General features: G+C 67.4%; 20 protein-coding genes and 1 tRNA gene. 12 read left to right on the forward strand and 9 right to left on the reverse strand.

What is annotated here, in order from left to right:
• Window positions 1-325: 325 nt before the first annotated feature.
• A complete protein-coding gene (locus ABZ717_RS17100) occupies window positions 326-1,162 on the forward strand; it encodes an oxygenase MpaB family protein (RefSeq protein ID WP_358511102.1) in 837 nt (278 codons plus the stop codon).
• Here ABZ717_RS17100 and ABZ717_RS17105 read toward each other — a convergent pair.
• A complete protein-coding gene (locus ABZ717_RS17105) occupies window positions 1,159-4,029 on the reverse strand; it encodes a BTAD domain-containing putative transcriptional regulator (protein WP_358511104.1) in 2,871 nt (956 codons plus the stop codon). The two genes, ABZ717_RS17100 and ABZ717_RS17105, sit on opposite strands and share 4 nt — an antisense overlap.
• A 245-nt stretch (window positions 4,030-4,274) precedes the next feature.
• Window positions 4,275-4,427, reverse strand: coding sequence for a hypothetical protein (locus ABZ717_RS17110; RefSeq protein WP_358511107.1), 153 nt, complete (start codon window positions 4,425-4,427; stop codon window positions 4,275-4,277).
• 566 nt (window positions 4,428-4,993) lie between these two features.
• Here ABZ717_RS17110 and ABZ717_RS17115 point away from each other — a divergent pair.
• The 3 genes from ABZ717_RS17115 to ABZ717_RS17125 all read left to right on the forward strand — a co-directional run bounded on the left by ABZ717_RS17115 (window position 4,994) and on the right by ABZ717_RS17125 (window position 7,187).
• A complete protein-coding gene (locus ABZ717_RS17115) occupies window positions 4,994-5,605 on the forward strand; it encodes a hypothetical protein (RefSeq protein ID WP_358511110.1) in 612 nt (203 codons plus the stop codon).
• Window positions 5,606-5,611: 6 nt separating this feature from the next.
• A complete protein-coding gene (locus tag ABZ717_RS17120; RefSeq protein ID WP_358511113.1) occupies window positions 5,612-6,208 on the forward strand; it encodes a hypothetical protein in 597 nt (198 codons plus the stop codon).
• Window positions 6,209-6,632: 424 nt separating this feature from the next.
• On the forward strand, window positions 6,633-7,187 hold the full coding sequence (locus tag ABZ717_RS17125; protein ID WP_358511116.1) for a hypothetical protein: 555 nt from the start codon (window positions 6,633-6,635) through the stop codon (window positions 7,185-7,187).
• Window positions 7,188-7,209: 22 nt separating this feature from the next.
• Here the strand turns inward: ABZ717_RS17125 and ABZ717_RS17130 are convergent, their stop codons facing one another.
• Window positions 7,210-8,442, reverse strand: a complete 1,233-nt coding sequence (locus ABZ717_RS17130) for a hypothetical protein (protein ID WP_358511119.1) — start codon at window positions 8,440-8,442, stop codon at window positions 7,210-7,212.
• A 158-nt stretch (window positions 8,443-8,600) separates the two neighbouring features.
• On the opposite strand from ABZ717_RS17130, the gene ABZ717_RS17135 reads away from it, so the two are divergent.
• From ABZ717_RS17135 to ABZ717_RS17145, 3 genes are all read left to right on the forward strand, one after another.
• Window positions 8,601-9,122, forward strand: coding sequence for an NUDIX hydrolase (locus tag ABZ717_RS17135; protein WP_358511122.1), 522 nt, complete (start codon window positions 8,601-8,603; stop codon window positions 9,120-9,122).
• A gap of 200 nt (window positions 9,123-9,322) precedes the next feature.
• Window positions 9,323-9,760 carry a hypothetical protein gene (locus ABZ717_RS17140; RefSeq protein ID WP_358511125.1) on the forward strand — a complete coding sequence of 146 codons (438 nt, stop codon included), beginning with the start codon at window positions 9,323-9,325 and terminating at the stop codon, window positions 9,758-9,760.
• Window positions 9,761-9,964: 204 nt separating this feature from the next.
• Complete coding sequence (locus ABZ717_RS17145) at window positions 9,965-10,777, forward strand: DUF2786 domain-containing protein (protein WP_358511193.1); 813 nt, start codon at window positions 9,965-9,967, stop codon at window positions 10,775-10,777.
• 211 nt (window positions 10,778-10,988) lie between these two features.
• Here the strand turns inward: ABZ717_RS17145 and dnaN are convergent, their stop codons facing one another.
• Together dnaN and ABZ717_RS17155 are read right to left on the reverse strand one after the other, a co-directional pair.
• Window positions 10,989-12,131, reverse strand: a complete 1,143-nt coding sequence (gene dnaN / locus ABZ717_RS17150) for a DNA polymerase III subunit beta (protein ID WP_358511196.1) — start codon at window positions 12,129-12,131, stop codon at window positions 10,989-10,991.
• A 126-nt stretch (window positions 12,132-12,257) separates the two neighbouring features.
• Complete coding sequence (locus ABZ717_RS17155) at window positions 12,258-12,716, reverse strand: DUF4442 domain-containing protein (RefSeq protein WP_358511199.1); 459 nt, start codon at window positions 12,714-12,716, stop codon at window positions 12,258-12,260.
• A 109-nt stretch (window positions 12,717-12,825) separates the two neighbouring features.
• Between ABZ717_RS17155 and ABZ717_RS17160 the strand changes: the two genes are divergently transcribed.
• Together ABZ717_RS17160 and ABZ717_RS17165 are read left to right on the forward strand one after the other, a co-directional pair.
• Window positions 12,826-12,914, forward strand: a tRNA-Ser gene (locus tag ABZ717_RS17160).
• An 877-nt stretch (window positions 12,915-13,791) separates the two neighbouring features.
• The gene (locus tag ABZ717_RS17165) at window positions 13,792-14,793 is read left to right on the forward strand and encodes an HNH endonuclease (protein ID WP_358511128.1); all 1,002 of its coding nucleotides are present in this window, start codon (window positions 13,792-13,794) and stop codon (window positions 14,791-14,793) included.
• 131 nt (window positions 14,794-14,924) lie between these two features.
• On the opposite strand, the gene ABZ717_RS17170 is transcribed toward ABZ717_RS17165, so the two are convergent.
• Window positions 14,925-15,389 carry a hypothetical protein gene (locus ABZ717_RS17170; RefSeq protein WP_358511131.1) on the reverse strand — a complete coding sequence of 155 codons (465 nt, stop codon included), beginning with the start codon at window positions 15,387-15,389 and terminating at the stop codon, window positions 14,925-14,927.
• A 451-nt stretch (window positions 15,390-15,840) separates the two neighbouring features.
• Here ABZ717_RS17170 and ABZ717_RS17175 point away from each other — a divergent pair, with 451 nt between their 5' ends.
• Together ABZ717_RS17175 and ABZ717_RS17180 are read left to right on the forward strand one after the other, a co-directional pair.
• Entirely contained in the window at window positions 15,841-16,698 is an 858-nt protein-coding gene (locus ABZ717_RS17175) for a DUF5753 domain-containing protein (protein ID WP_358511134.1), read from the forward strand.
• An 11-nt stretch (window positions 16,699-16,709) separates the two neighbouring features.
• Window positions 16,710-17,057, forward strand: coding sequence for a DUF397 domain-containing protein (locus tag ABZ717_RS17180; protein WP_358511137.1), 348 nt, complete (start codon window positions 16,710-16,712; stop codon window positions 17,055-17,057).
• 115 nt (window positions 17,058-17,172) lie between these two features.
• Here ABZ717_RS17180 and ABZ717_RS17185 read toward each other — a convergent pair whose 3' ends face one another.
• From ABZ717_RS17185 to ABZ717_RS17195, 3 genes are all read right to left on the reverse strand, one after another.
• Window positions 17,173-18,093 (reverse strand): universal stress protein, encoded by a 921-nt coding sequence (locus ABZ717_RS17185; RefSeq protein WP_358511140.1) that lies wholly within the window; start codon window positions 18,091-18,093, stop codon window positions 17,173-17,175.
• Window positions 18,094-18,183: 90 nt separating this feature from the next.
• Entirely contained in the window at window positions 18,184-19,101 is a 918-nt protein-coding gene (locus tag ABZ717_RS17190) for a universal stress protein (RefSeq protein WP_358511143.1), read from the reverse strand.
• 86 nt (window positions 19,102-19,187) lie between these two features.
• Entirely contained in the window at window positions 19,188-20,897 is a 1,710-nt protein-coding gene (locus ABZ717_RS17195) for a MinD/ParA family protein (RefSeq protein ID WP_358511146.1), read from the reverse strand.
• A 184-nt stretch (window positions 20,898-21,081) separates the two neighbouring features.
• Here ABZ717_RS17195 and ABZ717_RS17200 point away from each other — a divergent pair, with 184 nt between their 5' ends.
• Complete coding sequence (locus tag ABZ717_RS17200) at window positions 21,082-22,050, forward strand: NAD(P)H-quinone oxidoreductase (RefSeq protein WP_358511149.1); 969 nt, start codon at window positions 21,082-21,084, stop codon at window positions 22,048-22,050.
• Window positions 22,051-22,062 lie beyond the last annotated feature (12 nt).

Raw genomic sequence — 22,062 nt, forward strand, 5'->3', positions numbered from 1 at the left:
CCCGTCAAGACCCCTGTTGGCCCCAGGCGGCTCCGAATCCGCGTGACGGGCGCGGGGTGGGTGAACGAGTTCCGACCGCTGGTACTGGTGGGTTCCGGACGACACGAACGCCGGAACTGGAAAGATACCTTCCAGATTCGATGCCGGTCTGGCGCGAGGAAGGGCCGAGCAAGGGTCGGGCCATGCGGGATTTCCGCTGGACCTCACCTTCAGGTAACAGTTCCCTTACCCCCGTCACGACGCGCTTCGGAATCGTCGACTCCGGGGCTCATCGGAACGCGCGCGTCCTCGCCCGTCGATCCGGGTCTTGACCTACCATCCAGACATGGACCGATCGTCCGACCAATCGATGCTGCGCCGGGTCCAGGCCGAGTCCGGGCTCCTGGCCGGGGCCGGCTACGCGATCCTGCTCCAGATCGCCCACCCGTCCGTCGCCCAGGGCGTGTCCGACCACAGCGACTTCACGTCCCGTCCACTCGACCGTCTGCGCGGCACCCTGTTCTACCTGTACGGAACGGCGCTCGGGACGGACGAGGAGCGCGCACGGGTCCAGGCGATCGTGCGGGCCATGCACCGCAAGGTGCGCGGCCCCGGCTACGACGCGCTCGATCCCGACCTGCTGTTGTGGGTCGGCGCGACCCTCTACCGATCGGGGGAACGGCTGCACGAGCTCGTCATCGGCGAGTTCGCGCCGGGCGAGCGGGAGGCGTTCCTACGGGAGGCCGCGGTGTACGCCACCGCGCTGGGCCTGCCGGAGGAGGCGTGGCCCTCGACCCCGGAGGAGTTCGAAGCGTACTGGGAGCGGAGCCTCGCGGACCTCGACGTAGGCCCGGTCGCCCGCGAGTTGGCCAACGGGGTCTTCCGGCCACGAAACCGGTTGCTGTGGCCGCTCACCTCCGCCCAACGGTTCCTCACCGGTGGGCTGCTGCCGGAGGGGCTACGTCGGGACTTCGGTATTCCGTGGTCGGCCGCGAGGCAGCGCCGGTACGACCGGTTGATCCGGGTGACCAGGACGGTGTACCCGAGGATCCCGCGCCCGGTGCGGACCCTGCCATCGAAGCTGTACCTGCGGTCGATGCGCCGTCATGGGGGTTGGAAGGCCCCGGGGACAAAAGGGGTCAAGGGAACGAAGCGGAGGCGGAACGGCCGCCGACTCGTCTAACCGCCCAGTTCTCGGAGCGCTTCGCGCGCCTGCGCCGCCTCGGGCAGGTCGAGTTCCTCGAAGGTCCCCAGGGCGTCGGTGAGCAGTTCCCTGGCCCGGTCCGGAGACACCAGTGGTTCGGGGATCCGGCCCAGAGCGAGCGAGGCCCGAGCGGCGATGTAGCGCTCGTCCCGCTCGACGGCGGTGGCGAGGGCCTTCTCCAAGACCTCCGCGGCCTCGTCGAAACGGCCGGTCACGCTGAGGGTCGTCCCGTAATCGGTGAGGATCTCCGCGTCGCCACTACGGTCGCCGCTTTCCTCCGCCAGTTCGAGTGCCTTCACATGGGCGGCGACGGCCGATTCGAATTTTCCCACGGCACGGTGCGCGACTCCGAACGAGTTGTGCACGAAGATCAGGTTCCCGACCAGCTGAAGCCGTGTGGACAGCTCCAGCGCCTCCTCCAGGTCCGCGAACGCGCGGTCGTACTGTTCGAGTCCCACACACGCCTCGCCCATGACCCGCTTCACGTAGGCCCGGCCCTCCTCGTCGGAGTCACCCATGGGGGTCTTGAGCGCCCGTTCGGCACAACGCAACGCCTCCTCGTACTCGCCCAGGGTTTGGCGCAGGACCGCGAGGTTCCCCCGCTGCAGGGATTCGACCCTTGGATCCTCGGTGGCCGTCGCGTGAGCCAACACCCCCTGGATCGCCTCGGCCGAGTCCCGGAACCTTCCCACTCGTTCGTAGACCATGGCGAGGTTGGAGAGCGCCCGGACCATGCCCCACTCGTCCTGGACCACTTCCAGGATGTCCTTGGCCTCGGTCAACATCTCCAGGGAGCGATCGAAGGAACCCGCGATGTAGTAGGCGATGCCCATCCCGATCAGGGTGACCGCGCGTCCACGTTCGTGTCCGCTTCCGTAGTTGGCGGCGAGGACCCGTTCGTGGAGGGACAGGATCATCCCGGACCTGCCACGTATCGTGTAGAACTTCCAGGTCGAATCGGCGAGTCGCCAAGCGTCCTCCGCGCGTTCCTGCGCGGCGAAGTACTCGACGACCTCCGCGATGTGGTCCTGGTGGAGTTCGAACCATTCCTCGGCCTCGGCCCGGTCGTTCAGTTCCGGGCTGTACCGAGACGGCTTGACGGGGTTCTCACCGCTGTGGCGTGGCCCGCCGAGAAGTTCCGCCGCCCGGTCGGTGGTCGCGGTGAAGTAGTCGGCGTGGGCCTGTCGGGCGCGTTCGAACTCCATGACCCCGAGATCCGTCCTCCCTCTCTGCGAGGCGAAGACGTGGATCAGGTCGTGGAACCGATAGACGTCGGCGTGAGGTTCGTCCAGCAGGCAGACACTCACCAGGTCCTGAAGCACCTCGTCGGTCTCCACCGGTGAGAGGGCGAGGATGGTGGCGGCCCCGTGAAGGTCGATGTTGCGGCCGAAGGCGGCGCTGAGCAGGAGGAAGGCCCGGTGCAGTTCCGGGTTGAGACTGCGGTAGGAGAGGTCGATGGCCGACTCGACGCTCTGCCCGTCCACCTGGAGTTCCCGGAACTGGCGGTTCTGCTCGCTCAGGCGCCGCACCACGTGCGCGAAGGTCCACCGGGGTCGGCTCATCATCCGTCCGGCCACCACCCTCAGGGCCAGCGGTAGACCTCCGCACAGCCGGGCGACCTCTTGGGCCTGTTCGGGTTCCTGGGCGACCTTGTCCTCGCCCAGCACACGGGCGAAGAGCTCCAGGGAGGACTTCTTCTCCAGGACGTTCAGGGAGATGTAGCGGGCTCCGCTGAGACCCGACAGGTCGTTGCGCGAGGTGACCAGGGTCAGTGATCCGGGGGACGCGGCCAGGAGTGGGGCGACCTGGGAGTAGGTGACGGCGTTGTCGAGAACCGTCAGGACCCGGCGCCCCATGAGGGTGGCCCGCCACAGCGCGGAACGCTCGTCCAGGGACTCGGGTACCTCGTCCGGGTCCACCCCCACCGCGCGCAGCAAGGCTCCCAGGGCGGTGTGGGAGTCCAGGGGCTCCTTGTCCAGGGTGTAGCCGTAGAGGTCGATGAACAGCTGACCGTCCGTGTACTCCTCGGCCAGTTCATGGCCCGCCCGAACCGCCACGGTGGTCTTGCCGACACCACCGGTCCCGGTGATGACACAGATCTTGGCCCGCTTCTCGTCGTGAGCTGCCAGGTCCAGGATCTGGGTGAGGGAGCTCTCCCGACCGGCGAAGTCGGGGATGTCCCGCGGCAGGTCGTTACGGACGACGAAGCCGTCCTCCCTGCTCAGCACCAGCGAACCGGACCCCTTCGCCGGTGTCTTCTCAACGCTGTCCGCACGCAGGATCTGCGTGTGCAGGGCCATCAGTTCGGGGTCCGGATCGACCCCCAGCTCCTCCGCGAGCCGGGAACGGATCGCCTCGTATGCGGACAACGCGGCGGCCCGTTCACCACTCCGCCAAAGGGCGGTGATGAGGAGGTGGTGGATCCGTTCCCGCAGTTCCTCCTGCCGGGCGATGGGGGTCAGGTAGGCGACCACCTCCTTCGCCCGACCCAGTTCAAGCGCGCAGTCGGCCCACTCGGCCACGGCCGCCCAGCGCTCTTCGAGCATCGGGGACACGACCGAGTAGAGGAGGTGTTCCGACCCGACCCCCGAGAAGGGGACCCCACGCCAGGATTCGAGGGCCTTGGACAGCCGCGTCATGGTCTCCGGGGAGGCGACGCCCTCCGCCGACTCCCGAAGCCGCCGGAACCTGTGCAGGTCGACACGGTCCGGGTCGATGTCGGCCAGGTAGCCGCCGGAGGTGGTTTTGATCAGCCCGGGAAAGGAACGGCGCAGGTGAGAGACCTGTACCTGGATCACCGAACGCGCGGTGCGAGGTGGGTCGTCGTTCCACAGAAAGCTGATCAATTGGTCGAAAGTGACCTCTCGACCGGCGTATACCAGGAGTACGCCCAGGACACAACGTTGCCGTGGTCCACCTACCGGAAGGGATCTTCCGTCCGACCACGCGGCAATGGGGCCAAGCACGCCGAAATCCACAAGCAGCAACCCTAGCAAGCCGCCACTCGTGGAATAGGAATTCGGGGAGCCCGTTCGCTCCGAGTACCCCCCTCCAGTCGGTACTCGGAACGGACGGCCCCCGGAGGGAAGGACTACTTGTCCTCCTTCTCCTCCTTCTCCTCTTCTGCTTCCTTGGGAGCCGCCTCCTTCGGGGTGGGCTCCTCCATGGGACGCATCTTGGCCTCGGGGGTCGCACCCGCCACGATCGCCTCGAACTGCTCGTCCACCGTCAGCATCTTCGGCACTCGAACTCCTCTTCTCACCGCACTCGTGTAGAGCCGCAATGTGGCCCTACGCCGTCTTCGAAGCATCATGGGACTCACCGCCCTCCGGCGGAAACGCCATCCGTGGCGCCCTCCGCCTGGGGGCTCACCACGGATGGCTCGTGTCCGATTCGTCGCCGGGCCGGCGTGTCTCCCACGAGCCGTCCTCTCGCGGGCGCCGGTCTCGCCGATCGAGCTTCACACTAGGGAGATCCTCTTCCGAGACGCTTACAAACCGCTTTCAGCTCGGAAAGAAAAACCCAAGGTCGTTCCGCGGACACCCATTGTTGACATCTGGCATTAACGGGTTCAACCCCCAACCCGAATCCGCACCATGCGTAGTTATTTATTCACTCCCGGTAATTATAGGTTCGCCCTCAATAACCGGTCCCGTTTCTCGGCCCACGCGATCCCCGAACCGCACGACCGGACCCGCACCCTCGAACGACACCGAAAACCGCCAGGACCTGCGAGAATTCGCGACCTTGTTCGACCGGTTCCGGACGTTTTGAGGTGCCCACGACCCATTACCTCTAGACTTGCGCCTCGTGGTGCACCATCTCGGCGCCGCGGAGGAACCGCGGCGCTCTCCCCTACCCGCGAACCCCTTCGCGAAGTTCGCCCTGTTCTCCCTGGCCGGCGCGGCCTGCGCGGTCGGTCTCCTCGGTGTGGCCGCGTTCGGTGGGCTCGACACCCACGACCCGCTGGCCGACCCGGCCGAGCCGGGCACCGAGTTGAAGAACGACCTCATCGTCGTGACCCCACACGAGGCGCGGATCCACTCCGACGACCTCGGTACCTACCTTCAGGTCAGGGCCGACATCGAGCTGCGCGGCTCCGAGCGCCCCGTCCCGATGGGCAACGTCGGCGGCAGCCTGGTGGTGCACGCCGAACCCGGCGGGCAGACCGTGAAGGGGCCGGAGATCAACTACGAGCGTCAGCCGACGGGTTACGTGTCTCACCTGCAACCGCACTCGGTGGAAGAGTCGGCCATTCTGTCCTGGGAGGTCCCCCGGAACTTCGACGTCGACGACGTGGAGAGCCTGGGTTTGGCGCTGCACGAGATCGAGGAGCTCCAGACCACCGGTGGCACGGGGACCCTGTGGGTCGGAACCAAAGACGTGGTGGGCGCGGTCTCGCTCCCCCTGGACGGGGGCTGAACGAACATGAACCGACCCCTCACCGTCGTCGTCTGCGTGCTCTTGGCCGCCGGAATCACCCTCTGCCAGCACTTCGTGGTGGCCAAGGACAAGATGGTCGAACCCATCGGTACGTCCGGGTCCGCCCGGGAGCCCGTCGTCACCGACGACTTCACCCTGGAGATCGACCGGGTCGACCTGAGCACGTCCCTGAGCGCCACCGACGCCTTCGGCGAGAGCACGGAGCCGGTCGAGGCCAACGGCGTCTGGGTGCTGGTCTGGGCCCGCATGACCGCCGAGCACACCACGATGGTCGGTTTCCCCGCCGAGCTGCGGATGAAGGACGGCACCACCTATTTCGAACCGAGCTGGTTCCCCGACGCGATGGACCGCGCCACCCTGTCGCCCGGTCTGCCCCTGTACGGCGCGTTCGTGTTCGAGGTGCCCGAGAAGGAGATCGACGAGCCCTCCCTGGTCGTCACGAACGCCCCCGGGTTCGAAGGTCGCCTCGGCGCCCAGGCCGCGGTGGACCTGGAGCTGACGGACACATCGCCCTCCGACGAACCCGCGGAACTGCTTCCGCCTCAGATCCAGGCCGGGGAGGACATCGATGCACCCGAATGATCCCCACGGGCAAGGTCCTCTGCCGGGCTCTCAGCCCCCGTATGGGCGCCCGAACCCCTCGTACGGCCCGGGTGGACCCGGGGGGCGCCCATGGCCACCCCAGGGGCCGCCTCAGGGCCCGCCTCCGCCGGGGGGACGGCCGTCCGGATGGCCGCCCATGGGTCCTCCCCCACCGATGCCTCCAGGCCTTGGCGGGCACCCCGGGCAGGGTGGGCCGGCCACCGGCGCCCAGGTCCCTCCCGCACGTCCCGGACCGTACTGGGGACAGCCTCCCCAGAACCACCCGTGGAACCCGGAGGCGCGGGACCCACGTTCACCCCGACCCGCCCCGGGCTCTCGCTCGGCACGCCACGCCCGTCCCTCACCCGGCTCCGGTCGGCCACGCCGCGCCCTCCCCCTGTGGAAGCGCCTGCACCTGCCCTACGTGGCCGCCTTGGTCGTACTGTTCCCGATCATGGTCGGGTGGTCGTATCTGACGGAGGCCAGGGAGGTGAGCGAGAGCGGTCTCGTCCGCCCCGAACCGCGGGTCGTCGAGGATTCGACCGCCACCATGGCCGGCAGCGAGTGGGAGGTCCTCGGTTACCTCGTCGGTTACGTGGAGGGGCAGACCCCACCTCCGGAAGGCGTGGAACTGGTCGACGTCGGCTTCAAGGTCACCCCCGAGGACGATGACGCGGGCGAGCTGCTGAACGCCTACTGCCGCTTCCGCGCCATGGACGAGGACGGACGTACCTGGGAACCCACCACGGAGTACGGCATGCGCGACCTCTCCGAGGACCAGGGCGTGACCATGGGCGGCTGCTCCGACGCCGACGCGGCTCCGATCCCGGCGGGCAAGGAGCAGACGTTGGTGCTGTCCTTCCTGGTGCCCCAGGACGTGGCCGAGGAACTCAGGTACGAGGTCACCGTGACGACCACGGGCGACCTCGACCGTTCCAAGCCCGAGGCCCTGCTCTTCGAGGCCGACCCCCTGGAGTGACCCCGACCTGCGAGGGGGCTTCCTAGGACGCGTGTCGGGCCGTGTGCCACAGGTGCCGGCCCACACTGTTCTCCTCCGCCTTGCGCAACGCGATCTCGAAGGCGGCGGCCAGCAGGCACAGACGGAACAGCATGTGCAGGGCGTCCACGGTGAAGTCGATGGGCCGCAACCATGGCCAGAGCTCACCCTGGAACTCACCCGGGCCGAGCAGGACGAAGAGTCCCCGGTTCAGTTGGCTGAACACCATGTCCAGGAAGACGAAGTACAGGCAGAAGGTCAGGTAGAACACCGGACCCGCGCCGAGCACGAATCGCCCGGCGTTGAGCAAGGGCGTGAACTTGTCCCGGAAGTCCGAGTCCGCCTGCCGTCCGAACACCTTGCCCAGCCTCGCGGCGAGGTTGACGGCCGCTCCGACCCGGCCACCGCCGCGACGCTCCTCGAAGAGGGAGTCGTGGTCGCCGATCTGGGCCCGGTAGACCACCGCGGTGATGGTCAGCCACAGTATGGGGCCGAGGAAGCCCTCCTTGACCGAGGTCCACACGGCGGTGATCGCCGCGACGATCCCGGCGGAGAGTTCGGGCACGTTCAGCTTGATCCCGAAACCGTCGATGGCGCCCTTCAGCGTGGTCTCCACCCCGACCCAGGCGGCACGGTTACCGACCCACTCATGGGAGAAGCCGATGAAGACCCCGACGGAGAACAGGGCCAGGAACATCCAAACGCCCTCGAACAGCGCCGTGAGGACGCCCAGGACCGGGTTGCGCCCCGACTCGTAGAAGTGTCCGCACACGCGCCGCAGCAGCCAGGCCACGACCGCCACCGCCAAGGGCAGGCCGAACCAGCCGAGTTCGGTCGGGGTCGCGAAGGCCTCGATGCCGCCGGTGTTGAGCAGGCCGATGCTGTAGGTGTCGTACTCCTCCTTGATCAACCCCCAGGCCCCGTAGAAGACCAGGAACGGCATGATCGCGAGGGCGACCCCGTCCACGACCCGACGTTCTCGTTCGGCGAAACCGGTGCGTTTCCCCCGCCGGACGACCTCGGAGTGGAGTTCCCGGTCCACCAGGGGGAGCCCCGGGCGTAGGAGCTGGAACATCACCACGAAGGTCACCAGGGTGACCAGCAGGGTGAGCCCGAGGCCGGCGAGGGAGAGGGTGGGGTTCACGTCGGTGAGACCCACCAATCCGCGCATGAGCAGGGTGTGCAGCAGCATCCCGCCGGTGTAGACGCACAGCAGGGGAGCCCAGTGGCGGCGCACCAGGTCAAGAGCGTAAACCGGCAGGAGGGCTGCGGAAGACGTCGAGAGGGCCATAGGTTCAAGAGGTTAGCGGGATTCGCCGACGCGGACTCCCGTTGTCCACAGGGTGCGATGGGTCATCCACGCATCGGAGGAGACCGGGCTGATCGGAGGGCCTGATGCAGGAGGGCGACGGAAACGGCTGGGTGGAATTGCCCGACGGCTCCCGAAGGTGGGGGCTGTACGGCGCCGCCGGGTTGTTGTTGTACGCCACCGACGCGGCCGGTTCCGGCCACGTGCTGCTCCAGCACCGTGCGGGGTGGACCCACATGGGGGGAACCTGGGGCATCCCGGGAGGGGCGCGCAATCGGGACGAGACACCGCTGGAGGCGGCCGTACGCGAGTTCCGTGAGGAGGTCGCGGGTGATCTCGCCGACTACACGGTGTTGGGCCGGCACGAACACGATCTGTCGGTGTGGCGCTACGACACCTTCCTGCTGCGGATTCCCGCCCTGGCCCCGTTCCGACCCGGTAATTCGGAGAGCGAGGAGATCCGGTGGGTTCCGGTGACCTCCACGGAGTCGCTCCCCCTGCTTCCGGCGTTCCGCACGGCCTGGCCGCGTCTGCGGGCCGGTATGGAGGGCACCTACGACGATCATCCGCGAAACCCGGGCGCTTCGGGCACTTCCGTGGACGTTTGATCGTTTCCCGAGGAGAGGCGCCCCGTGCACCGCTTCGGGGGCTTCGAGCCGTCTTTTCCCGGCGCGCCAGGTGCCGGGGCCCCGCCTCCGGGGTAAGTCAGGGACGAGCCCTGATGCGTGGGACGCCCCGCCCCACCATCCTGGTAGTGGAGGGTCCCGCGACGCGCGGAGGCCACGCGAACTCGACTGGAGCTGTGAACATGACGCTGGAGCGCGGTAACGCATTCACTCCCGTCGCCTCGGCGACGATGATCTGGCCGTGGGGGGCTTCGGTCGTGGGCGGCTCCGTGGCCGGCGCCCTCTCCTTCCTGATGAACTTCGGCCTGGCCGGGATCCCCGGTGCGGTCACGACCGGCATCTTCTTCTTCGCGCTGATCGGCGGAATCGGCGGTGTGATGAGCAAGAAGAGCGACCGTCGGGGTCGCCGTTGGGCCGCCAACTACCCCTTCCGCTACGCGGCCGCGCCGGCCGTGTTCGCCGGTGGCGCCACCGCCATCATCAGCTACATCGGGTCCGTCATCGGCAGCTTCGCCATCTTCACCGGACTGTTCGGCGGTCTCTTCGCCGGTCTGGGCGTGGGCCTGGTCCTCTGGCTGATCATCGGCGTCGTCGCCGCGGTCGCGGGCAACAAGAACTGAGCGGTCTCCGACGGGTGGTCGATCACCTCGGCCACCCCGCACGGGACGGGCACGATTCGGGCAGGTGTGTGAGCGGTCTTCCAGGCCACCCTGACGGTGGCGGGGAACAAGAGGGCTTAGGCTCGTTGTTTCCGCCCGGGGCGGAACAAGACACTCACCTAGGGGAGACAACCGGCGCCGATGACTGAAGCTGCCCGTCAGAAGATGGTCGAGCGGGTCCGCGGGCTCCTTCGCATGGCGGAGGACCCCGCGGTCACCGATGCCGAGAGCCAGGCGTTCACCGCCAAGGCCGCCGAGCTGATGACCCGCCACGCGATCGCCGAGGCCGAGGCCCGCGCCGAGCGGGGCGAGGAACCGGACGCGATCAGCCGCATGGACTACACCGTTTCCGGAGCGGGTGGTCACGGCAAGTCCCGGGTGCGCGCTCTCGCCGACATCGCCGCCGCCTATGGGTGCCAGTCCGCGGTCCGGGGGAACAACTCGGAGACCACCGAACGCGTCATCATCCTGGTGGGTACGGCCAGCGCGTTGGACGCGCTGCGGATGTTGTTGCCTTCGATCTCCATGCAGATGGAGGCCTCCGCCCGGTTCATGAGTTCGTCGCACATCACCGACATTCGTGAACTGCGCAACTACACACGGTCGGCTTTGGAGACGGAGCGTAAGCGCTACTACCGTTCCTTCGTCCGTGCCTACGGGCAGGCGGTGGCCGAACGCATTCGGGAGTTCCGCGCCCGATTGCAGAGAATGGCCGCGTCCGAAACCGACTCCGACGGCGTTACCGACGGTGACGAAAGTGGTTCCATCCGCGGGGCGGCACTGGTCCTACGCGAAGATGTGCATCGGGTGAACGAAGAGTTCCAAAAGCAGTTCCCACAGTTGCGCAAACATCGTCCCGAGCGCACCCACAGCGCCGCCGGATACCGGGCCGGATACCGCCGTGGACGCCAGGCGGAGCTGGGCTTGGACACCCCGGTGACCAGTGGCGGAACGTCCACTCTGGCCGAGGGCGAATAGCCACTCACGCGGAGTTGTCCACAGGTTGTGCACAGTTTCCACAGGAACGCCGTTTTCCCTTGTCACAGCGGAGAACAGGCCGTTTCAAAGGGCTCTTCGACCCTTCTGCGCGACCGATCACCCCGGGTTATCCACAGGCTGGGGAGACAGCCTGTGGATAACTTGCGGACGGCCCTGTGGACAGTTTCCCCAAGAACAGGGAATCCGCTGGTCAAGTACTACGCAATGGCTGAACCAAGTAGTGGAACGAGGGCTCCTCGCCCTCCTTCGCCGGGACATCGGTGAACACCGCGGGTTTCGTCGGCTCGGTGAAGTTGAGGTAGGCGGTGGTGGTGCCCACCCCGGAGAGCCCGTCGACCAGGTAGTCGGGCTTGAACGCCACCTTCAGGGGATCGCCCTCGTACCCCACCTGGATGGCCTCCACCGCTTGGGCGTCCTCACCCGAACCGGCTTCCAGGACGACCTCACCCTCCGTGAATGCCAACCGCAGAGGCGTGTTTCGGTCTGCCACCAAAGCGACCCTCTTGATCGCTTCCAGCAGCGGCGCCACGGCGACCTCGGCCCGCCCGGAGAAGTCGGTGGGGAACCAGGACGCGTACTTGACGAAGTCGCTGTCGATCAGCCGGGTGGTGGTGTGTCGCTCGCCGTTGGCGAAGCCGATCATGCCCTCGCCCGGTGACAGGTTGACGCCCTCCGCCACGGTGGTCGTGGACAGGGCGACGTCCACGTTGGAGTGGCCGATCAGACCGCGCACGGTGTTGGCGAGGGTGCGGGCGGGGACCAGGGCGGACACGTCCACACCGGGGTCCTCCGGCTGCCACCACAGTTCGCGGACCGCGATCCGGTAGCGGTCCGTGGCCACGATCTTCAGCGAGTCGCCCGCGAAGTCCAGATAGGCGCCGGTCAGCATCGGCAGGGTGTCGTCCTTGCTGGCCGCCGGGGTCACCTGACGCACCGCGGCGGTGAAGGCGTCGGCCGGTACCGAGCCGATCTTGCCCGGCATACCGGGCAAGCCGGGGTAGTCCTCCAGAGGCATGGTGATGAGGGTGAAGCGGGCGGCGCCTGCGCGCACGTTGACCTTGGGGCCGTCGGTGTCGATGTGCACGGAACCGGACGGCAGGTTGTTGACGATCTCGGCCAGCAGACGCCCCGGTACCAATACCGCTCCGGGTTCCTCCAACAGGACCTCCACCGATGCCCTGGTCGATACCTCGTAGTCGAACCCGGAGAGGTGAAGGGTGGTGCCCTCCTCGGAGACCTCCATGCGCATCCCGGCGAGGACCGGTACCGCCGGCCTGGTGGGCAGCGCCCGCGCGGTCCAGGAGACCGCCTCCGCGAACGCGTCGCGATCCACTCGTAGTCTCACCGCACGGCCTCCTCTTTCAGCCAGGTTCTCTTTCCAGGTCAACGTACCCAGCGGTACCGACAATCGGCAGACCCCTAGAGGAGGCGAGGAAGGCCCCGGCCGGGCCGGCGGAGGTCAGCCCCTGTTGGGCTTGAGCGTCCAGGTGACGGCCATCCTGCCGGTGACGGTGCCGTCCTCGGTGCGCAACTCCACCTCGATGGGGAACTCGGGGCGCTTACCGGCGTCCAGTTCGGCCACGACCTGCTCGCGCGGATGAGTGAGTGTGGCCTCCGCGATGACGTCGCCCAGGGCGATCTGGAGGAAGTCGACCTCGACCCGACTGGGGAAGGGCACCGCGCGGTTCAGTTGGTCCCCGAAGTCACCGATGATGATGGCGCCGGACGCGGACTCGGCCAGGGTGAACATGGCTCCCGTGTGGGGTCCACCGATGTGGTTGTGGTGGTTCGCGTTCTCGGGCAGGCGCATGACCACGCGGCCGTGCTCCACCTCGACGAAGCCGATCCCGAGGTGCCGCGCGAAGGGCACGGCCGCGAGGAACCCGGACTTCACGAACTCCGCCGTACCGGCGTCCATTTTCTCCATGGCAGGTAGGTTACTCCTGAGTAACCCTGTCCGACACCCCTGCGCTGTGGTCTCCACTGTGAGCTACCATGTCTGGCGGAGAGAGCCGAGGCTCTCCCATGGAGGGTTCGCATAGCGGCCGAGTGCAGTGCTCTTGAAAAGCACCAAGTCCTTGACGGGGCTTCGTGGGTTCAAATCCCACACCCTCCGCAGAGTCCCACAGGCCAGAGGCCTGCGAGGAAGCAGAGAAGGCCGGTGAGCCAGGTCCATCGCACATGGACCGGCGCATCGGCCTTCGTCGTTCCCGAGGTCAGGCGGCGAGCACCTTCTGCCGAGCCTCGCCGATTTTCCGCGCGAGGTGTTGCGCGAGTCATTCGGTCCAGGTGCACTTACCGGCAGAAGTCGGTGTCAGCGCCACCTCTGCCGGTGACCGAGGAGAGAGACCGATACATGCGCAGTCGGCGTCCCCCGGCCATGGCCTCTGCTCTTTGCTGTCGCTACCGTCGCGCTGACGACGAACATGTTGCTCTGGGCTGAAGATTCGTTGCGGACAAGCAGTATCCGGGCAGCTTTGATCTGTTCTCTGATCGCTTTGGTGGCGTTCGCGAGTGCCTACGTGCATGAGTGGGTTGATCACCGACGACATCAAGCTGCTGCCTTGTCAGATGAAACCCCTGATCCGTAACCACTCGTCATCACGGAACCTGGCCCGGCACCGGACGTGCGGGGGACCGGCCAACTGAGTCAGGACCGCGCGTGGCTGGAACCGTGGTTGCTGTCTCCTGGAAGGCTGGTATTCCCTACTCAGCCGGGACACCCGAAGCATCCCGGCTTCACCGCGCAGGACTTTGAGAAGGGGCTGGAAGCACTGGGAGGCCTCCGGAACGTCAGCGCAGGTCACAAAGCTATTCGTCGCTTTATCGACAGGTCATTAGGTTTCTCCGAAGCAACGGGCTTCGTGGGTTCGAACCCCGAGTGCTCTGTCCGAAAGGGCCTCGGTATCTCTAGTCCCCCTCCACCCCGCAGCCAGATCTAGAGACCGTTAGCCACCGATCTGCCCGTAATGGTCGGTATCTAGGCTGGCGCCATGGGTCTGACAGATGTCACACGGGACGCGGTTCTGGAAGCGATTCGGGAGTATGACGAGCTTGGTGGTGAGCTGTTCCTCCGCACTTATGGGTTTGAAGGATCCCGCTCCTACTTCCTGGTGTACGAAGGTAGGAGGTACGACTCCAAGGCCATCTGCGGTGTCGCACACAAACACGTGCAGGGCAGGCCTCTGCTCCCGTCAGAGTTCTCCGGTGGTGCGGCCACTGTCGCGAGGAAGTTGGAGAGCCTGGGGTTCGAGGTCCGATCGTTCCCACAGCTTCCCTGGCTCTGGGACGAGTTGGTCTTGGCGTGCGACCTCCTGGTGGAGCATCACTGGAAGACCTTGGACACCACTCGACCAGAGGTGATCGCGCTATCCGAGCTTCTTCAACTCCTCCCGCTTCACCCAGTGGAGAGACGTCCGGCAGGATTCCGGTCACCGAACAGCATCCGGCTCAAGACCGACAACATCCTCAACTGGCATCCGAACCGAGTCACGAAGAAGACCAACGGCAGCGCGCTCGACCGCAAGGTGCTCGAAGCCTTTCTCGCAGAACCGGACCGCATGCGTGCAGCGGCCGAGAGCATCCGTCAGGGTGTGCGTTCCGGAGAGCTGATCGACCTCCCACCTGTGGAAGAAGAGGTGGAGCAGGACATCAGCGCACCCGAAGGCCGCCTACTCATCCGCAAGCACTACGACCGTGAGCGCAACCGCAAGCTGCGGACTCAGAAGATCAAAAAGACCCTGGCTCAAGGCTCTCCCATCGCCTGTGAAGCGTGCAGTTTCGACTTCGCCAGCACTTATGGGCCCCGCGGTGACAACTACATCGAGGTGCATCACATCGTCCCCCTGCACCACATCGGGGAGAGCGAGACCCGTCTTGAGGACCTCGCGCTGTTGTGCGCCAACTGCCACCGCATGATCCACGTATCCAGACCTTGGCTGACCGTGGACGAGCTTCACGTCCTTCTCCAGGAGCAACCTCAGTCTGGGGACTGAGTAAGTCAGTCGGTTTATCGACACCTGTGGGTCGCGCCCCCGAACGCTTCGGCGACGAGCAGTGTCCGGCCTGGGCCGCCTGCCGGCTGTGGTGGAGGGGGCGGGCTCGCGCCCTCGCCGGGGGCGGGACTCTAACCGCTGCCGGGTTCGGTTAAGCCCCATTCGCGCTTGAACCGCTCGCCTTGTTGTCGCCAGGCCCGTTCCTCTTCGGCGGTGAGGGGTGCGTTCTCGGGGTCGGGGCCGGAGGGAGCACCGTGATGGCGGCGCAGGCTCGCTTCCAGGAGTTCCGGGGTGGGTTCGATCTCGCTGCGCCAGTGGCTGCGGGGGTTGTGATGGGTGGCCATCCAGAACCGGCCCGTCCAAGCGAAGCGGTGGGTGCGCCCCCAGCGTTCGTACAAGCGCGCCAACACGACGGAGGGCGGTTCCCAGGTGTCGCCGCCGGCCTCCATGTGGTCACCCCCGTGGCCGGTGAGCAGGCAGCAGCGGCGGGTGGAACCGCATGCGTTGAGGTGCGTCTCGGTGCACAGCGGGACCGGAGCGTCGGGGAGTTCCTGCCGCGGCCTTGGTGTGGGGCGCGGGTTCGTCAGGTCGCTCATCTAGGCCGCCACCGGGATGCGGTGGAGACCATCGAGGACCCGGAGGAGCAGGGGGAGGTCGTCCATGGGCGGACGGGGCTGCGGAATGTGGGGCGTGCGAGTGGCCGGCCACAAGTGGGCGTAGGCACGCACCCGGGAGGCACGGCGGGGGCGGCGCTGACGGAGCACCTCTTCCGTGCACCGGGGCACGGAAGCCGGTTCGGACGGGTTCAGGTATCGGGGCGCCATGGGCGCACACCTCCTGGTTCAGGTGCCGGCTGGATGGGCCGGCCGCTTCTGGTGAAACACCATGGTCACTCAATGCGACTAGAAACGCAAGATTCGTTTTTAAAAGAAGTCTACGATTTTGAGCGTTGACATCTGACCAGGAAGCATGGTGCGTGGAATGTCTGAAAATTCACTCCGAAGCGTAAGCTCGCCGAGTCAGCATCGAATCAAGGAAGGTGCACAGGTGGCCGCCAGCCCCACACTTCGCCGACGCAGACTGGCCCGCCGGCTCCTCCAACTTCGGGAGGAAGCAGGCCTCACCGCCAAGCAGGCAGCGGCAGAAGCCAAGAAGACGGCACCCGACAAGAGCTGGTTCGAAGCGAAGATCACCCGCATCGAAACCCGAAAGATCCTTCGGGTACGCGACGCCGACCTTCAGGTACTCCTCGACGTGTACGGGGTGACCGACCCGGAGCAGCGGGAGGCCTACCGCAAGCTCGCCCGTGAGGCCGCCACCTCCGGATGGTGGTACGGCTACCGGGACATCCTCGGCACAGGTACCTACATCGACCTGGAGAACGAGGCCAGTCACGTCCGGACCTACCAGGGACAGCACCTGCCCGGCTTGTTGCAGACCGAGGCTTACGCTCGTGCCATGATTCGGGCCGGTGGCGTGACGTCCGAAGAGGAGATCGACCGTCGGGTCGAGGTACGGATGATGCGTCAGCATCTACTGTCCCGGGGCGATGCCCCTCAGCTGTGGGCGATCATCGACGAGACCGCTTTTCGTAAACTGCCCCCAGTTGTGGCAGCCGACCAGATCCGGCATCTCATCGCCGTACAAGGTACGTCCCTGCGGATCCAAGTTCTTCCGGACGCGGCAGGGCCACACGCCGGGATGGACGGCTCCTTCGTCATCCTGGATTTCAAGGCGGATCCTTCGGTGGTCTACGTCGAGCAGGCCGGCGGAGGCGGCCTGCTCATCGAGGAACCAGAACAGATCACGACCTACGAGACCGTCCTCGACCACGTCCAAGCCTCGGCGCTCAGCGTCGAGTCCTCCCGTACGTGGCTGGAGGAGCGGCTTAGTCAGATCGAATAGAGGACGCACCGATGCCCACCAGCGAACCCCACCTGAACTTTCACAAGTCCAGCCACAGCGCGAACGAGTCCGCTTGCGTCGAGGTCTCCGAGGGAGCGCGAACTCGCATTCGGGACACCCAGAACAGGGAATCCGGGTATCTCACCTTTCCCTCAGCGGAGTGGTCGACACTGCTGGAGCTCACCCGGGCCACCTGGAGGAAGTCCTCCTACAGCAGCGCCCGCGGCCAGGACTGCGTTGAGGTCGCCGATGCCCTCGGCGCGTCGGCCGTTCGGGACACGCAGAACCGCGAGGCCGGCCAGTTGGTCTTCCCTTCCAACGAGTGGGCCGCGCTGTTGCGCACAGCATCCCGCCCCTAGCGGAGAACGCAGAAGGCCCCGACCTTGCCGATCGGGGCCTTCGCGATGCTCACCAGAAGCATTATCCGAGAACACTCTATCCCGCTCCAGCGGTGTGGACAGGTGCCCTTGTCGACTAATCGTCTTCGTCGGCGTGCTTGGGCAGGACCACGACCGGGACCTTGGAGCGGTGCAGGATCCCCTGACTGACCGAACCCAACAGCAGGCCTCGGACGCTTCCCCTGCCCCGCGAACCGACGACGATGGCGTCGGCGTTGGTGTCTGCGGAGGCCTCCAGGAGGGCGTTCACCGGGTTGGACTGGGTCCGGACCACGGAGACCTGGATGTCGACGTCCTCACACTGGTCGTCCATGACGTCGGCCAGTAGCTCGGCGACGAGCGCCTCGGACTGCTTCTCGAAGACGTCGTCCTGGGGCCGGTATCCCGCTGCGGACATGGCGACCGGGTCATACGGGAACGGCACCTCCCAGCTGTTGACGACGACCAGTTCACCCTCGGTCTCGGCGGTGAGTTCCACCGCCAGGCCCAGGGCGCGGCGGGCGTTCTTGGAGTCGTCCACACCGACGACGACGCGCTCCAGCTTGGTCCTGGTGGGCTTGCCGTTCTCGGACGGCACCACCACGACGGGGCAGGGCGCCTGAGCGGAGACACGGACGCTGACCGAACCCACGAAGAGTGCGGCCACGGAACCGAGTCCCCTACTACCCAGAACGATGAGGTCGTGCGGGTGGCTCTGCCGGATCAGCGCCAGCGGAGCCTCCTCCAGCGCGGTGACGGTCTCGACCGTCAGCGAAGGCTGCAGCTCCTCGGCCTTCTCCTTGGCCGCGGTGACGACGGCGTCCGCCTGACCGGACATCTCGTTGGTCGGCTGGAAACGCTGTGGCCCCCCGTAGGCCGAGACGATCAGCGGCATCCCCAGGGCGTGGACGATGTGAAGTGAGACGCCGCGACGAACGGCTTCGGCCGCGGCCCATTCGAGCGCGGCCTGCGACTGGTGGGAACCGTCGACACCGACGACCACCTTGTTGTCTGCCATGAATCCCCCTTTGCGCTGCTGCCCATCATCACCGAGTAGAGCAAATTCATGCGTGAACGGCACAGGCTGAAGGTCCCCGAAATGTAGCCATTAGTCCGTTTCGTCCGAATGTGGTGGCAGGACCGCCACCGGGACCTTCGCGTGGTGCAGGACCCCCTGGCTCGTGGAGCCCATGATGAGCCCCCGCACCCCTCCTCGCCCACGGGACCCCACGACGATGAGGTCGGCGTCCCGCGAAGCACGGGTCAGCGCCTCGACCGGGTCGTCCTGCATCCGAACGGCGGAGATGTCCAGGTCCTCGGTCTGGTCGTCGACGACCTCGGCGAGCACGCCCGCGACGATCTCCTCGGACTGACGGTCGAACACCTCCTCGTGCATCGCCTCGGCGTCCGCCGCCAGGGACTCGGCGTCCTGTGGCAGCGGCACCTCCCAGCTGTTGACCACCTCGACGGAGGAACCCGTGAGCAGCGCGTGCCGCAGGGCGAAGCGCAGGGCCCGACGCGAGGAGTCCGAGCCGTCGACACCGACGACGACCTTGCCGTGATGTCGTTCGTCCCCGGCCTCGGGCACGACGACCACCGGGCAGGGAGCGTGCGAGGCCGTGCGGGAGCTGACGGAACCGAGCATGATGGCCCGGACCGCCCCCAATCCCCGCGAGCCGACGACGATGACGTCACCACGCGCGGCCTCGTTCAACAGGACCGCCGGCGCCTCCTCGGGTGCGAGGACGGTGGCGACGTCCAGGGAGGGACGGGCCCCACGCGCGTACTCGGCGGCGTCGCCCAGCAGTCGGTGCCCGGCCTCCCGCTCCTGTTCACCGGCCTTGTACCTCTCGGACCCGGTGTCGGCGAAGACACCCATCACCATGGGCATGCCCAGGCCGTGCACGATCCGTAGTTGTTCACCTCGTCTGGCGGCCACCTCCGTGGCCCACACCAGCGCCGCGTGCGCGGCCGGTGAGCCGTCCACCCCCACGATGATCGCCGGTGGGCGCTCCTGAGCGTTCATGTCCACCCCTTCCCCTCCCTTCCATTGTCGTGCCCACCCGCCCGTAAACCAGGGGAGAGGGGCCCGGGCGTCGTGACACCCCCGGGTCAGCGGTGGTAGGCGAAGGCCTCACCGACGTTAGCGGCCAGTTGCAGGTAGGCGTCCTTGGTGGCGGGGGCCAGACGGTCGAGGTCGACCTCCGCGCCCTCCTCCAGGTGACCGTCCCAGGGGACCCGCACGACGGACCGGCATCGTCCGGCGAAGTGGTCCTCCAGACGGTCGAGGTCGACGCTGCTCTTGCTGTTGGAGCGCACCATGGACAGCACCACGACGGCACCGGCCACGAGAGCGCCGTGACCGTGCGCTTCGAGCCAGTCCAGGGTGGCGCTGGCGCTGCGCGCACCATCCACGGAAGCGGAGCTGACCAGCACCACCTGGTCGGCGAGGCCGAGGACACCGCCCATGGCCGAGTGCAGCAGCCCGGTGCCGCAGTCGGTGATGCAGATCGAGTAGAAGTGCTCGACGATGCGGGCGACCTCGCGGTAGTCCTCGTCGCTGAACGCCTCGGAGACAGCGGGGTCACGGTCGGAGGCGAGGATCTCCAACCGGCTGGGCGACTGGGAGGTGAAGCCGCGGATGTCGGCGTACCGCGACACCAGGTGGCGCTCGTTGAGCAGGTCGCGGATGGTGGCGGCGGTCTCCAACCGCACCTTGTCCGAGAGGGTGCCGCGGTCGGGGTTGGCGTCGACGGCCAGGACCCGGTCACCGCGCAGGGAACCGAGGGTCGCGCCGAGGGCGACGGTGGTGGTGGTCTTGCCGACGCCACCCTTGAGACTGAGCACCGCGACCCGGTGATGTCCGGTGGCGACGGGGGTGCTGGCCCGGGCGACGAGTTCGCGTTCGCGCAGGACCTTGGGAGACTCCCCCGGGTTGATCAGGCCGAGGCTGGCCGTGTGCACGGCGCGGCGCCACCCCCCGGTGGGCCCCTGGCGCCGGTTGCGGACCAGGGTGGCGGCGTTGAGCGCGTCGGAGGTCACCCCGGGTTCGTACTCGGATGGTGGAAAGGGCGAGGAAGTGCCCCGGGAGACCAGGCCACCACCGTGTTCCCGCGCCTCGGTGTTCCCCGTCGTCCCGGTGGGCTCGGTCGTCCCGGTGGGCTCGGTGCTCCCCGTGGTTCCGGCCGGACCGATCCGGCCACTCGAAACCTGACCGGAACGATCCCGAAGGGGTTCGGTTCGTTCCACCGGCTCCGGCGAGGCCACGTCCGACCGTTCGGTCCGCTCCGCTTCCAGGGGCGGGAGCTGCTCGGGTTCGGGGACGTCCGAGTCGCCTCGTATCCGGCGGGGGCCGAGCGGGTCCTGGTCCTCGCGGCCGACCCGGCCGGGTCGTGAGGGCCGTGGCGGAATCCGGGGCTCCTCCTCCCGCCACGGGGTGTCCCCCGGCCCGCTCCGGCGAATGCCGGGCATGAGCCGGACCGTGCCGCCACTCGTCTCCTCCGGCTCGTCGCCGGAGTCCTCGTCGTTCCCATCCTCGGCCCCGGCCACCGACTCCGCCTCTGGATCCGGTGCGGCGTAGGCGGTCCCGGGCAACGGCGGTGGGGTGTCCTCGGGCAACCGGGCGTAGGGCGGGGGCGGGGGAGCCTCACCCTCGAACCCGCCGAACCACTGCTCGCGGGGGCTGGGGGTGGAGGGGCCCGGGGTGGACTCGGTGGCCGGTTCGTCGAGTTCCTCCGCAGCGCCCAAGGGACGCCGGATCGGCTCGGATCGGTCCGGCGACTCCGACTCCGCGCCTGTCCCGTTGTGTTCGTGCTGTGCCACCGGGGTTTCTCCTGCGTCAAGGGGCTTGCTGTGGAGGTGGGGCCCTCCCGGGGGAGATGTCGGGATCGAGCCCTCCAGGGGTCTCATACCCCTGCGAGCCCACCCAAGCATCCTTCCCGGTCACCTGAACAGTCTCCGACCGTTCCGATGTACTCCACGGGTCGGTCATGGATACTGTCGCCCCATGCACGCGATCCGAATCATCGAACCCGGGGGCCCCGAGGTCCTGTCCTGGTCAGAGGTACCAGACCCCGTCCTCAAGGAGGGTGAGGTCCTGGTGGACGTGGCGGCCACGGCGGTCAACCGCGCCGACGTCGCCCAACGCCAAGGCAACTACGCACCCCCGCCCGGAGCCTCCGAGTACCCCGGACTGGAGTGCTCGGGAACCATCGTCGAGGTCGGCCCCGGTGTCGAGGGCAGGTCCGTGGGCGACCGGGTGTGCGCCCTGTTGTCCGGTGGCGGCTACGCGGAACGGGTGGCGGTACCGGCCGGCCAGCTCCTACCGATCCCGCACGGCGTGGACCTGGTGGAGGCGGCGGCGCTGCCCGAGGTGGCCTGCACCGTGTGGTCGAACCTGGTGATGGCGGGCCGGTTGAAGGCCGGCGAGACCGTCCTGGTGCACGGCGGCGGCAGCGGCATCGGCACGTTCGCGATCCAGTTCGCGCGCGCCTTGGGCGCCCGTGTGGCCGTCACCGCGGGCAGCGACGAGAAGCTCGCACGCTGCCGAGAGCTGGGCGCCGAGATCACCATCGACTACGGGACCGAGGACTTCACCGAACGGCTGCGCGCCGAGGGCGGAGCGGACGTCGTCCTCGACATCATGGGCGGGTCGTACCTGGACGCCAACCTGCGTTCGTTGGCCACCAACGGCCGGCTGGTGATCATCGGCCTGATGGGCGGACGCCGTTCGGAGATCGACCTGGGCCGCATGCTGGCCAAACGGCTCTCGGTACAGGCGACCACGCTCCGTTCCCGCCCGGCCGCGGAGAAGGCGGAGATCGTCTCGGGAGTACTGGAGCAGGTTTGGCCGTTGGTAGAAAATGGAACCATCCGCCCCGTCATCGACCGTACGGTGCCCTTGCGGGACGCGGCGGAGGCACATCGTGTCATGGAATCGAGCGCGCACACCGGCAAGATCCTTCTCGCCCGTTGAACGCGTGCCGAA

It is taken from the genome of Nocardiopsis sp. NPDC006832, from assembly GCF_040635885.1.
Lineage (GTDB): Bacteria > Actinomycetota > Actinomycetes > Streptosporangiales > Streptosporangiaceae > Nocardiopsis.